Annotated in this window: 7 protein-coding genes and 2 pseudogenes; all 9 read right to left on the bottom strand. The window is 67.1% G+C overall.

Going from position 1 to position 13,688, the window contains the following annotated elements; genetic code table 11:
* Window positions 1-77: 77 nt before the first annotated feature.
* The gene (locus tag AB0J55_RS00500) at window positions 78-575 is read right to left on the bottom strand and encodes a hypothetical protein (RefSeq protein ID WP_364240640.1); all 498 of its coding nucleotides are present in this window, start codon (window positions 573-575) and stop codon (window positions 78-80) included.
* Window positions 576-645: 70 nt separating this feature from the next.
* Entirely contained in the window at window positions 646-1,590 is a 945-nt protein-coding gene (locus AB0J55_RS00495; protein ID WP_364240637.1) for a hypothetical protein, read from the bottom strand.
* A 125-nt stretch (window positions 1,591-1,715) separates the two neighbouring features.
* Window positions 1,716-2,702, bottom strand: coding sequence for a hypothetical protein (locus AB0J55_RS00490; RefSeq protein ID WP_364240635.1), 987 nt, complete (start codon window positions 2,700-2,702; stop codon window positions 1,716-1,718).
* Between the two features lie 411 nt (window positions 2,703-3,113).
* Window positions 3,114-4,019 (bottom strand): non-homologous end-joining DNA ligase, encoded by a 906-nt coding sequence (gene ligD / locus AB0J55_RS00485; protein WP_364243351.1) that lies wholly within the window; start codon window positions 4,017-4,019, stop codon window positions 3,114-3,116.
* Window positions 4,020-4,175: 156 nt separating this feature from the next.
* Window positions 4,176-4,370: pseudogene (locus AB0J55_RS00480) on the bottom strand (DNA ligase); the annotation flags it as partial.
* A gap of 172 nt (window positions 4,371-4,542) precedes the next feature.
* The gene (locus tag AB0J55_RS00475; RefSeq protein WP_364240632.1) at window positions 4,543-9,957 is read right to left on the bottom strand and encodes a tetratricopeptide repeat protein; all 5,415 of its coding nucleotides are present in this window, start codon (window positions 9,955-9,957) and stop codon (window positions 4,543-4,545) included.
* A gap of 155 nt (window positions 9,958-10,112) precedes the next feature.
* Complete coding sequence (locus AB0J55_RS00470; RefSeq protein WP_364240630.1) at window positions 10,113-11,534, bottom strand: hypothetical protein; 1,422 nt, start codon at window positions 11,532-11,534, stop codon at window positions 10,113-10,115.
* A gap of 243 nt (window positions 11,535-11,777) precedes the next feature.
* Window positions 11,778-12,362: a tyrosine-type recombinase/integrase gene (locus AB0J55_RS00465; RefSeq protein WP_364240627.1), complete on the bottom strand. Its 585-nt coding sequence runs from the start codon at window positions 12,360-12,362 to the stop codon at window positions 11,778-11,780.
* Between the two features lie 282 nt (window positions 12,363-12,644).
* Window positions 12,645-13,688, bottom strand: a pseudogene (locus AB0J55_RS00460) (hypothetical protein); the annotation flags it as partial.

The raw sequence follows: 13,688 nt of genomic DNA, 5'->3' as shown, positions 1-13,688 counted from the left end.
TGTCCTCCTGCGGGCTACCGAGCCAGGTCGACGCGCTGCCGCGCCGCGGGTGGTCCGGCGGAAGTCCTCGGGCACTCCTATCCGCGCCGGCGCTCGCGTTCGAGTTGCTCCAGCCGCTCGAGGTCCGACTTCATCGAGGACGTGCGGTTCTCAGCGGCCCACGTGATCCGCGCGGCGACCGTCTCCACGATGCCGTTCGGCTCGATAGCCCCGCTCGTCAGGTCGTGGGTGAGGTTGGCGATGCTGGCCGCCTGCAACACCGGTGCCCAGCGGGCGAGTAGGTCCATCACGGTCGGCAGATCGTCCACCTTCAAGTACGGCGCGATCGCTGACGGGCCGCCCACCTCGATCAGGAACTCCGGGTGCTCCCTCGTCTCACCGCGCCCACTATGGCGGATGAGCACGCGCAGCTCGAACCCTATGGTCTCGCCATGCCCGAGACTCAGAAACGTTTCCCAGCCCTGGGAGCGCAGAATTTTCTCGATGTCGTGCTCGTCATCCGGCGCTCCGGCGAAGGCGTTGTAGGGTTCCCAGCTGTTGCCGGCCCAGTGTAGATCGGCTCCGTTGGTGGTCATGACTACTTTCTCCCGTTTGCGATCGTGGGCGGCCGCCTGGATCCAGGTCAGCCGAAAGGGCTGCGGGCATCTAGCCCAGGTATGCGTCCACCTCGGCCATTCGCAGGGCGACCTCGATGACAAATCCCTGGCAATAACTGAAATGTTCCTCAGTCGGCGCGTAGCCGTCGGGGTAAGACCGGGCCAGCGGGTCGCCGAAGGTTCCCACGATCAACGGCGTCAGATTGTCGAAGCGCAGGTAACGGGGGAAGTCGATGCCCAGCGTCATGACGCGCAGCGCTGTCTGTGCTGTAGCCGCGAATTCGATGGTCGCGTCAAGCTGAGTCGCCAGTCCGCGCGGGTCTTCGTAGCCACCACCTTTCGAGTCGCCTCTCAGCCAGTACAGGACTGCAGCGGTGTCCCCGCCACCGCGACGACGAGCGACCGACGTCAAGCTCTCCCCGAACCTCAGCGGTGACGGTTCGACATAGGCGTGGTGGTGCGGGTTGAACAACTCGTCGAATGCCTCGGCGAGCAAACCCATCGCCTCGATGCGGTCGCCGCTCGCATCGGCCGCCGCTGCGGCGTGCAGCTTGTCGCGAACTGGCTGCTGTGGCACCACATCCGCCATCGTGACGGTGTCGTAGTCGACTCCAAAGACGGCCTGGGTGTTCGCGGCCAGGAATGCGTCCACATCGGTGCGGGCGTCGGCGATCTGCTGGGGTCCCGGGATCGAGCCGTGGTGCTTGTGACCGACGCGAATCCTGTTCAGCCGCTCCATTCCTCGACGCCCGGACAGATTAGGAACCTTCTTCGCCAGCTCAGGCCACAGGCTGTCGAACGACGTCTTTGGTTGGACCTGAACACCCTGGTAGTCGAGCGCGAGAACGTAGAAAAGTTCCACGGCGTCGTGGAACGACAAGATCGCCGCCGAGGACATCGGGTGGGGCCGACGAGACTGACCGATGCCTTCTTGGTGGAGGAAACGGATATAGCCAAGCCGTTCAACGACGTGCGGTGGCAGCGGCTGAGTCACGACGGAAGACCCTACCCCGACCCCATCCGAGATGCTCTCCAACATGGACCTCGCCGGCTAGCACGCAGCTGTGCAGACTTAGTCCGCACAACCCAGGGAGGTCCGCACGTCAGCTGCCGCGCTGGTCACCTGCGGTGTCCCGGTAGCCGCCGGCCGGCACGGCCGTCGGCACCTGACCGGCTTGTGTGCCCACCCCGCCGGTCCCAGGTCAGGCCGTTATCGGCCCTACGCGACGGGGCCGAAGAGGTCAAGCTGTCTCGTGGTCGGTTCCACAAGAACCGAGACAGGCCCTGGATCGCGGCGGGCAGGTAAGTACCCGGTGGCTGGCCGTCAGACGTGCCGGTCGCGAGGTACCGACCCGCTTTCCAGCTGAGATCCCCGACGATCAGGCCCACGAGCCCGAGTTCGGCAAGTGGGATGCTCGGTGCCTCTCCGAAGGGATCCCTCGGCCTAGGCACCCGCCATTCGCGTTCCTCGAGCCAGTCGGAGCCGGGGTCGAGTCGGACCGCCCACGAGCGAAGCTTCGGATCCATCTGCCCAAGCGTGGCGTACTCCTCCGGCCGGGCATACCAGACCGGCCCGCCACCCGCGTCGTAGACGTTCTGCCGCTGGAAGATCAGTGCCCAGGGCTCGTAGTAGCGATCGCGGATCAGGAAGTCCAGCCCGGCCTTCCTCGTCTCGGTCATGCAGACGGCCGGGTCACCCTGTGAGTAGGTAACGAACGCCTTGATCGTCCCCGACCACAGAATCTCTTCAAGGCGACGCTGCGCGCTCATCGCAGCGATCTCGGGTGGCACCGACGAGTTCAGCGGGCGACCCCGGCTACAGAAGTGAGTCAGGGCCGGAGACAGATCCGGATGCTCGACCGGACGCAACTTGGCCGGAATCAGCGTGGGCGCCGCTGCCGGCTGCGGCGGCAGCGGAACCGGCGGTAGCGGCAGCGGAGGTATCTGGGTCATGAGGCCGCTCCTCCTTGACGTCAGGACTGCTTCGTGAAAGCTGCGTTGCCGATATGCCGCGCCCCGCGCCATGATCGTTAATCGACGTCCGGCTTGGGCTGCAGCGTCGACCGGCTCGGCATCCACGCTGCTCGCGGCGACCAGCTCGGTCAAGGCCGTGGCCTCGACCGGGGTCGGCAGACGGCTGCCCGTCGGCGTCTCCGATCGTTCTTCGCCCCATGGCGGCCCCTCCCCCAAATGAATGTCGACAATTGGTCGGTCTCGTGCTGGCCCTCCGCGCCCTCAAGGGTTAGCAAGCGCCGGCGGTCGGTGTCCGGCATCTCGGCAGGTCCACGGGGGATGCCTTGCCGAGCTCCGGGCACCGGCGCGTCACTCGACTCGGCGATCTCCGGTCCGGGACGTCATGCCGGCCGTGGCCGGCCCTCTTATCCGGTGCTGAGGTGATCGGTCCGGCACGCCCTTGACCGTCCCGATCGCCGACAGTTTGGCTCGGCGGCACAGCGCCCCCGTGTGCCGCCGAGCCCTAACCTCCACACCGTGGTTGGAGTGCTTGCGAACCCGACGTCACCGTTCAGGTAGCGGCGTCTCGCTGTCGCCGAGCGGGCCGAGGAGGTCGCCGTGCTGCTGGACGCGGTCGAGGACGTCGTCGGCGGTGAAGGTGAGGTGGGTGACGTGGGAGCAGTTCTCGACTTCGGCCCAGGTGATCGGTGTCGAGACGGTCGGGTGGTCGCGGCCGCGCAGGCTGTACGGGGCGATGGTGGTCTTGGCCGGGTTGTTCTGGGACCAGTCGATGAACACCCGGCCGTTGCGCTGGTTTTTGGCCATGACCGCGGTGACCGTGTCCGGAGTTTCGCGGGCCAGTTGCTGGGCGAGCTTCTTGGCGTAGGCCGACGGTGCGGTCGGGTCGGTGGTGCTGATCGCGGCGTAGAGCTGCATTCCTTTCGACCCGGACGTCTTCGCGAACGCGGTGAGCCCATCGGCGTCGAGCAGCACGCGAAGCCCCTCGGCGACCCGGCAGCAGTCCACGATCGAGGTCCCGGGCCCGGGGTCGAGGTCGAACACCAGCCGGTCCGGCGGTCGCCGCCCGCCGACGGGGTCGATCTGCCATTGCGGAACGTGCAGCTCGAGCGCGGCCATGTTCGCCGCCCACACCAACGCCGGCAGCTCCTCCAGCAGCGCGTAGGTGATGCTGTCCTCGCTGCGGCCGGAGCGGGAACCGGTGCTGGGTAGCGCGACGGTGGGCAGCCAGTCCGGCGCGCCGTTAGGCACGTTCTTCTCGAAGAACTGCTGCTTGCCCTCGCCGACGCCGTCGGGGAACCGGATGAACGTGACCGGTCGGCTGGCGAGATGCGGCAGCAGGACCTCAGCTACGTGGGAGTAGTAGTTGATCACTTCGCCCTTGGTGAAGCCTGACGGATACAGCTGCTTGTCGAGGTTGGACAGGGTGAGGCGCCGGTTCCCGGCCTGCACGGTGACCTTCGACCCCAGCGGTGCCGGCGTCGCCGCAGCCGGGCCTGGCTCGTCCGCGCGCGGTGTCGGCCGCTGACCGGGCGATGGGATGGTTTCGGCGTCGACGCGTTCACGGGCACGTGGGGCCAGGACGTCGGCGGGTTTGCGGTCTTCGCGCAGGCCGCGCCAGGCAGTGTGGCGCAGCCGACCGGCGCCGCGGGTGAACTGCCAGAACACCACCTCGCCGACGAGCTCAGGCTGCACCCAGTGGACCCGGACGGTGTCTTCACGCGGCGGCCTCACCGCGAACGGGTGCCGGCGCTGCTCGAGGGCTACCAGTCGGGCGCGCAGCTGCGTTCGGGCGGTCTCAGTGAAGCCGGTGCCTTTACCGAACTAAAGTATCCGCGCCCGAGCGCCGCCGCTTGCAGTCGAGCCTAGGTCAAATGGAGGCACTCCACCCGGCCGTCGAGGATTGCACTGCCTTTGTGCAGCTCAAGGTGGCCAACTAGGGTGATTTACCGGATGGTGAGAAGTCTCGGCGTGCTCATTGGGGCTGTTCGCTCGAATTTTTGGTTGCCGCGGAGTTCAATTGTTCTGCGAGGTACTCGAATAGGCTCGCCACTTTGGGTTCGCGCCGGGCTATGCGACGTAAGCGGGCGGCACCCGCGGCACACTGGGTGGCCGTGCCGGTCTGGGCAGCCAACGCTATCGCTGTTCGCGCCCCCGCAGGAGGTTTCTCGTCGGCCGACGATTCGGTCGCGGAGATAGTGGCGCGCGCAGCGAGCAGGTACGGGCCGATGAATGGTATTTGGAGCAGGCCAGGGGCAGCGCGGAGGAGGTCGTCCAGTAGTCCCGCATCGAGGCATTCTAGATGGTGCATGGCTTGGTCGGTGGCGAGCAATGGGTCGACGACCGCGTCGTAGACGTCGTCGATCGACCTGATCGTTGACTGTTGGATGAGCCGCAGGATGCCGAGATGCTGGCTCGCCACCGGGTGCTCGCTGGCGGATTCCAGCACGGTGAGTGTGCGTGAGTCTGCAATCAGATCCAGGTGTTCCTTCAGGAATGCACGTGATGTTTCCCAGGTTGGTGCGGTCAGCCAGGCTTGCAGGTCGGTCGCGTGAGCGTGCGCGGCGCGGTAGTCGCCCAGAGTGTCGTCTAATCCCCGGGTGCGCACCTGCTCCAGGAGGACGTGCAGGTCGGCGAGGGCATCGGCTTCCGGGTATAGGAATCGGGCTAACGCGATATTGGCCTGCCCATCGTCGGTGAGCAAAGTCGTGCAGTTGTCGCGGACGAATGACTCGCGCGCGTCCCAACCGCGGCTATTGAGCCACTGGTTCAGAAGAACTATGAGTGATTCGGGTATGTCTGTGATCGCCCAGCTCGGCAGCAGCGATCGGAGGTCCTCGGAGTCGGGTAGCAGTTCCGACACTTCGCTGATCGTATCGCGGATTTTGCGGCGGGCGGCGCCACTGCGGTCAGGGAAGTCAGGCTCGATGGCAGTCGATGCGGCCAACCTCAGATCATCAAGAGCACCATCGATCTCCGCCGATGCGGCGGCAGAGCGGACATCGATTCCTCTTAGGCGCCACCGGGAGCGCATCGCGATCAACTCGGCTCGCGGTCCCGGGGTAAGCTCGCGCCACGCGTCCAGAAAGGCCGTCAGGGCGCCGGCGTGGTCACCAACCGCATTCCGCTGGTTGGCTTGGTTATTCAGCGACTTGGCAAGGTTGGGCAGGAACGCGGCCGGGTTGTCCTTGGCCAGCCGGCACCATACGGCGACGGCCTCGTCGATGGCGGCCTGGGCCCCTGGATGGTCACCAACCGCATTCCGCTGGTTGGCTTGGTTATTCAGCGACTTGGCAAGGTTGGGCAGGAACGCGGCCGGGTTGTCCTCGGCCAGCCGGTGGCGCAGGGTGACGGCCTCGTCGATGGCGGCCAGGGCGCCTGGATGGTCACCTACCGCATTCCGCATGGCAGCTTGGTTGTTCAGTGACTTTGCGAGGTTGGGCAGGAACGCGGCCGGGTTGTTCTCGGCGAGCTGGCGGTATTGGGTGACGGCCTCGTCGATGGCGGCCAGGGCGCCTGGATGGTCACCTACTGCATTCCGTATGGCAGCTTGGTTGTTCAGCGACCCAGCGAGGTCGGGCAGGAACGCGGCCGGGTTGTCCTCGGCCAGCCGGCGGCGCAGGGTGACGGCCTCGTCGATGGCGGCCAGGGCGCCCGCGTGGTCACCAACCGGACTCCGCCGGTTGGCTTGGTTGTTCAGCGACATGGCGAGATCGGGCAGGAACGCAGCCGGGTTGTTCTCGGCGAGCTGCCGGTATTGGGTGACGGCCTCGTCGATGGCGGCCAGGGCGCCTGGATGGTCACCTACCGCATTCCGTATGGCAGCTTGGCTGTTCAGCGACATGGCGAGATCGGGCAGGAACGCGGCTGAGTTGTTCTCGGCGAGCTGGCGGCGGAGGGCGACGGCCTCGTCGATCGCGGCCAGGGCGCCCGGACGGTCACCAACATCACTCCGCATCGCAGCTAAATTGTTCAGCGACCCAGCAAGGTCGGGCAGGAACGCAGCCGGGTTGTTCTCGGCGAGCTGGCGGTATTGGGTGACGGCCTCGTCGATGGCGGCCAGGGCGCCCGGACGGTCACCTACCGCATTCCGCATGGCAGCTTGGTTGTTCAGCGACATGGCGAGGTTGGGCAGGAACGCAGCCGGGTTGTCCTCGGCCAGCCGGCGCCACACGGCGACGGCCTCGTCGATCGCGGCCAAGGCGCCGGGACGGTCACCAACATCACGCCGCGTAGCAGCTTGGTTGTTCAGCGACCCAGCAAGGTTGGACAGGAACGCGGCCGGGTTGTCCTCGGCCAGCCGGCGCCACACGGCGACGGCCTCGTCGATCGCGGCCAGGTCGCCCGGACGGTCACCAACATCACTCCGTATGGCAGCTTGGTTGTTCAGCGACTTGGCGAGGTTAGGCAGGAACGCAGCTGAGTTGTTCTCGGCGAGCTGGCGGTATTGGGTGACGGCCTCGTCGATGGCGGCCAGGGCGCCCGGACGGTCACCAACATCACGCCGCGCAGCAGCTTGGTTGTTCAGCGACCCAGCAAGGTCGGGCAGGAACGCAGCTGAGTTGTTCTCGGCCAGCCGGCGCCACACGGCGACGGCCTCGTCGATGGCGGCCAGGGCGCCCGGACGGTCACCAACATCACGCCGCGCAGCAGCTTGGTTGTTCAGCGACCCAGCAAGGTCGGACAGGAACGCAGCCGGGTTGTCCTCGGCCAGCCGGCGGCGCAGGGTGACGGCCTCGTCGATCGCGGCCAGGGCGCCCGGACGGTCACCAACATCACGCCGCGCAGCAGCTTGGTTGTTCAGCGACCCAGCAAGGTCGGACAGGAACGCAGCTGAGTTGTTCTCGGCCAGCCGGCGCCACACGGCGACGGCCTCGTCGATCGCGGCCAGGGCGCCCGGACGGTCACCAACATCACGCCGCGTAGCAGCTTGGTTGTTCAGCGACCCAGCAAGGTCGGACAGGAACGCAGCCGGGTTGTCCTCGGCCAGCCGGCGGCGCAGGGTGACGGCCTCGTCGATCGCGGCCAGGGCGCCCGGACGGTCACCAACATCACTCCGCATCGCAGCTAAATTGTTCAGCGACCCAGCAAGGTCGGACAGAAACACGGCCGGGTTGTTCTCGGCGAGCTGGCGGTATTGGGTGACGGCCTCGTCGATGGCGGCCAGGGCGCCCGGACGGTCACCTACCGCATTCCGCATGGCAGCTTGGTTGTTCAGCGACCCAGCAAGGTCGGGCAGGAACGCAGCCGGGTTGTCCTCGGCCAGCCGGCGCCACACAGCGACGGCCTCGTCGATCGCGGCCAAGGCGCCCGCGTGGTCACCAGCGTCACCGAGTCGGACAGCGAGGTTGTTCGACCACGTGGCGAGAGCCTCGCGGTTGTTGTCGTCGGTGTTTGCGGGATCCGGTTCTGGTTGGCTGCGTTGCGTGGCTGTGAGCGCGAGCGTTCGGAGCGCCGCGTGTCCTAGGGGTATCGCGGTGGCGAGCTGGGCAAGTGGCAACGGTGTGTCTTTTCGCTCGGCGAGTTCTGTCAGCGTGGTGGCGAATGGTCCGCCTTGGTTCAGGGCAACCGCAAGGCCCGTCGACCACAGGTAGATATGGTGCTCGAGCAGTCTTCGAGTCAGATCTTTGGCAGCCGAGGTATCCTGTTCTGCCGCGCGGGTAAGTACCGAACATGCCCGGAAGCCTTCCGCAGTCGCGGCCTGCACATCAGCATCGACGTGCGGTGCGCTCGGATGCTCATTCAGTTGTCGGTCTCTCGCCGGGGCAACCGGTATACAACGATCCAGCAGGTAAGGGGTGGCGGTGAGTTCTCGTAAGACTAGCCGTTCACCGACGGGGTCAGGCCGGATTGCGAAGCCTTCGTCGACGGTGTCCGAAGCGAGCAGTCCGATGAGCACGTCGACGAAGGTAGCTCGATCGGGCGTGGGATGTTCAAATTCATCCACGGCCGTGACAGCTCTGGTAGCTCGATCTGCAGTGACTGGTCCGAGAAGTGTCATGATCGCACCCACCCGCGCGAGCAGCCATGAGGGATATTCAGGCAGTTTGCGTTTCTTGCACGTCCGCTGCCAGTATTCGAATTCTCGCTTTAGGACAAGGTCATACAGCGTGTCCCGCTGGGTCGGCAGCACGTCGTCGATAGCGCTGTCGGTGGCCAGCCACGCCTGTAGTACCAGGTCCAGAGTGGTCCAGCGCGGGTTCGCCGGTGGCTGTTCGACGGCTGCGGTCGACCTGCCGGGGAGTTCAGCGAAGCGTTGCGCGGCGCGGCGGAACACGCCAGTTGAAGCCGGGTGCCTCCTGGGCAGCGGAACCAGCAACGGCGTAGCGGAACTCAGGCCGTCGCGCTCGGCGCCGCTGGTGATGGTCGTCAGCCAGTCACCGGTCGCCCGGGCGGTCAGCAGCACCCTGGTCGGCTCTTCCCGACCGCCGAGTGCCTTGAGCATCGCGATGACGCCCTCAGTGACGGTGTCCTCGACGTAGTCCACGATGACCAGAACGGCTGACTCCACCCCAACCAGCCAGCCTAAATCTTCGCCGCTGGGTGCCGGGTGCTTGGCGAGGAACCCGGCGTACCAGCCTGCTGCGTCCAGCCTGCGGCACAGTTCGGCGGCTAGGTGGGTTTTGCCGGCGCCGCCCACACCGAGCAGCACCGCGAGTTCGACACCGTCGTGGGCGCTGCTGTGGGCCTCGGCCCATTCCAGCAGCAGGTCCAGTTCGTCGCGGGCGTAGAACGGGACTACGCCTTGGCGCGCTTTGATCTGGGTCAGCGGGCCAGCCTGCGGGTTGGGCTCCAGGTAAGGGGCGGTCAACGGCTGAAAACCCGGGGTCCGCCAGTCCTCCAGCTCCAGGGCAGGGACGGTCCGGCGGGACAGCCCGACGTCGACGCTCAGCCCCCATCGCCACCGCCCACCGGCGGTACCCGTGGACGTGATCATTTCCGCGCCGTCGGCCACGGCCGTGGCCCAGTCTTTGACCGCCGCCGTCGCGTTCGCCGGTCGGGTCGCGCCGGTGACGTCGATCGCGAGGAAGGACCCGGCTGCCTCAGCCGCAGGCCGAATCTCTCGCGCCAGCGGGAACCCGTCCTCGGTTACCGGCGCGGTGGCATGCACCACGTTGCGCAGCGGGTAGTCGGCCTGCGACGTCGGCCATGAGCCGTCCAGCCAGATCACCGCGATCGCGTGCCCGGCCCCGCCGTGTCGCGGGTCCAGCACCACGATCATGGGATGCAGCCCGGCATCCAGGCATGCCCCGGCGTAGGCCACGCACACGTCCAGGCAGGTTCCGTGCCGTGGCCGGGCTAGCACCTGGTCGACCGGCCGGACGGTCTGCAACCCCGCGCCGCTGGTGGTCGGCTCGCCGACGTAGCGCACCCCAGCTTCGGCGAACACCTCGTAGATCCGCTGCGCTCGCTCGGCCGGCGCGTGGCTGTGCGGTCCGGGCAGCCTCCGAGCCAGGCGTGCAGGCAGGAGCTTCCGGGCCAGGTCTTGCTGGACGTAGCGAGCCAGCTCCCCCGGATCGTCCGCGCGATTCCAGCGCCACCCGGTCACGGCTGAATCACCCCGATGACGTCCTCGCCCACCACCCGGTCCACGTCGGGCACGTGGTCGAACTCGACCCGCAGCCGGTGCGCACCCGGCGGCAGTCCAGGGATCTCGACCTGCCAGCTTCCCTCCAGCCAGTCCACTGGGAGATGCTCCGGTAGCTCGACCTGCGCACCGGGTTCGGCGATGAGCCTGGCCCGGGCTGTCACCCGCTGGGGATCTGCTCCGCACAGCCGTACCCGTGCCGTGGACGGCTCGCCGGCGGCGGTGACCTCGTCCACGTCGAACCCCACCCACGGGCGGTCGGGCCCGGATTCACCACGCACCGCGTCCAGCGGGGCGGATTCGAATCGGGCGACGAACTCCACCACACCCTGTGCCGAGGCAATCGGCAGATGTGGTTCCGGCCACCAGGTCCGGTGATAGATCGCCTCGTCAGCCTCAGCCGCATATTCGACCGGAGTGGCGGAGATAGCGGGAACCGTGCCGTCTCCGCCTTCCCAACCTTGGCTGGGCAACCACTCGGCGTCCGCACGACTGACCAGCACGCGCTGGCCCTCGACCACAGCGCGACCGGCGGTGGCGTGTCCGGTGGCGTAGAAGGCCATGAACCGCGCGCGTGCCTGCGGTGCGGATTCGAACACCGCCGCGCAGGACGCCTCCAACTCCAGGTGGGTTCCGTATGCGGTCTTTGCCCGCGTACGGAACGACTCGGGGGCTACAGAAACCTCGTGCGGATACGCCGGGCCGGCAACATCCAACACCGCCGGATAGCGTGGCAGCAACTCCCACGTCGACTCCCACCCAGACACCACCTCGGCGGCGGACCGCAGCAACCGACTCGACACCGCCGCCATCGGCCCCGGACCCAACCGCACACCGTTGAGCAACCAGTCGATCGCCTTCGGCGCCCCGCGGTGCGGCGTGCCCACCGTGATCAGAGACCGGCAGATCCGGTGCCCGCCCAACACCGCCCACCACCAGCGGGCCACCACACCACCCATCGAGTGGGCAATCACGATCACCTGCCGATTTCCCACCCGCCGCTGGATCTCATGCCCCAATCGCTCGGCGTTGCAGGCCATTCCTTGACGGAAATCGTAGGGAAACAACAACACGCTCGCTCCAGCCCGCGGCGGCTTGTGCGGATGTGCAGTGTCGATATCGTCGGGTCCGAGGGAGAGCCGGTTCATCAGCCGCTGGACCAGCCTGTCGTACCCGGCCACCTTCATCCACGGCAGCACCCCCATGCTCGGCAGCAGCCCGACCGGCACCACCGGCTCTAACATCGCCATCTGGGCGGGAGCAAATGCTGCCCGGATCGTTCCGGACAGGTTCTGGCCCCACACGGGCCGGCCGTCGTGCTGCTCGAGGACGCTGCCCCCAATACCGGGAACGATCACAAGCAGATGCGTCAGGCTCAACCGGCCCTCCCTGCGGTCCATCCGACAATTCACTTGCCTTGAACGTCGCGTAGCCACTTGCGAGTTCCCGACCTGCATATCACGGTTCCAACCGGCGTAGCCAGAAACCAAACCGGGCGATTGTCGGGAAATGATTCACCGGTTTTCCGCTCTGCGACTGTAGCCGGCGGAGGGGGTCCTCAGCCGAGTCATTGAGTTGATCGACTGCACGGACTGCCTACTGTTGTCCTGTTCAGGGCGCATTTAGCTGTCCTTGATGGTGGGAATGCCGAGGTTGACCGGTCCAGGGGGTTGCCGGTCTCGGGTGCGGTCGAGGCTGACCAACTTCTGTACTGCCTTGTCCAGGCTGCTGCGGAGGCCGGGGGCCTCTCCGAGCCATCCGTTCAGCTGGGCTTCGCGGATGCGGTCTTTGAGGTTGTCGATGATCGCGACCAGGCGTGGTCGCGCGGCGAGGTCGAGCCGGAGGCTGGGGCAGCGGATGCAGGCGAATTCGTGCTGGCAGGGTGTGCCGTAGGGGCGGGCGCATTCGCCGAGCTGGAGCTTGCGGGCTTGGAAGTGCTGCTGGAACTCGCGCCACTCGGCCTCGGTCGGTTCCCGGTATTCGGCTTCCGGGCGGATCGCTCGCCGCCGGTCGAGAAAGACTCGGTAGTTGCGGACGAGATCTTCGTCGAAGGCGGCCATGTACGCCTGGGTGGTGTTGATGTTCGCGTGCTCCAGCAGCCGCGCGACGATGTGCACGGGCAGTCCGCCGGTCGCGGCCTCGGTGGCGAACATCCGCCGGAAGTCATGCGGGGTGTAGACCAGCGGCGCGCCGGCCGCGTCGCACAACCCGGATTCGGTGAGCGTCGCCTCGAGCAGCCGGTTCAGCCCTGCTCGACGGCGTCGCGGGAGTCCTGGCCTGCCGGGGCGGCGAAGTAGTCGCGAGCGGCGATCTTGTCCATCACGAACGCCTCAGCCCTCGGAGACCTCGCTCCAGGCCGGCCGGTCGCGCAGCGTGTGCGCCGTGATCAACGACTGACGCAGTTCGCCATCGACTGGCGGAGAGGCAGTATTCGATGCTGCGGTATTCGTTTGCCCAGGTCCGAGCCCTTGCCAGCGTGGCGGTGGTGGTCAGGTCGGTTTGCGGACGAGGCCGGTGTAGGCGGCGATGGCGAGAGTGGCCAGGCCCCATAGGAGGGCTTGAAGCACCCAGAGGGCAGCGGTGAAGGTTTGGCCCCAGCCGGTGGTGGTGTCGAGGTCGCAGTGGGTGCGGATGCCGGTGGTGCCGAGGGGGAGGCCGCGATCGATGCCGAGGCCGATGAGTTCGACGGGTGAGCAGGGTGTGCCGGGGTCGGCGGGTTTGGCGGTGGCGGGTGGGACGCGTTCGGCGGCGTGGTGGCCGGGGTGGGTGGTGACGTGTCCGGCGATGAGGCTGAGTGTGGCGGCGAGGGTGAGGACGACGGCGAGGGCGGTGACGAGGCGGTGGGCGCGGTAGCCGTAGCGGCCGAGCCAGCCCCAGAGCGCGTGTCGCCACTGTGCGAGCCGGTTGCCCAGAGCCTCTGGGGTGCGGCGGCGGAGGGTGTGTTGCTGGGTGATGAGGACTTCGCGGGCGTTGTTGTCGTGGCCGGCGGCGCGCTCGGTCGTCGCGAGTTGCTGGAATGGTTGGGGCCAGTAGGTCTCGGTGTGGTGGACCAGCAGGTGCAGCCACTGCCGCCACGAGATCTCGTGCAGGTTGGGGTAGGTCAGGCCGTGGGCGGTGATGGTGCGGTCGCTGTTCGGACACCCATCGCGGCTCGTCCCGTGCGGGCCGGAGGGACACACCACCTCCAGCGGGAATAGCAACACCTTGGTGATCTGCGCCTCATCCAGTATCAGGAGCGGACCCGAGCTGTTGTCCAGCTTGGACACCAGCAGGTCAGCTTGGCCGTCGATGTGGGCGCCGCGCAGTCGGATCGCGCCGTGTTCTCCGGTGCCGGTGATGGTGGCGTGCCGCATGTGCAGGTCGCTGTCGGTGCGAAGGTTGTCGGCGTGCAGTGCGGGACCGGTGACGCAGGTGATGGTGGTTCCGTTGAGCATGAGTTGGCCGTCGATGTGGGCGCCGCGCAGTCGGATCGCGCCGTGTTCTCCGGTGCCGGTGATGGTGGCGTGCCGCATGTGCAGGTCGCTGTCGGTGCG

Origin of the sequence: Amycolatopsis sp. NPDC049688 (assembly GCF_040674975.1) — a bacterium.
GTDB lineage: Bacteria > Actinomycetota > Actinomycetes > Mycobacteriales > Pseudonocardiaceae > Amycolatopsis.
The sequence above is the reverse complement of the archived record's forward strand: the minus strand, read 5'-3'. Positions and strand labels throughout refer to the sequence as shown.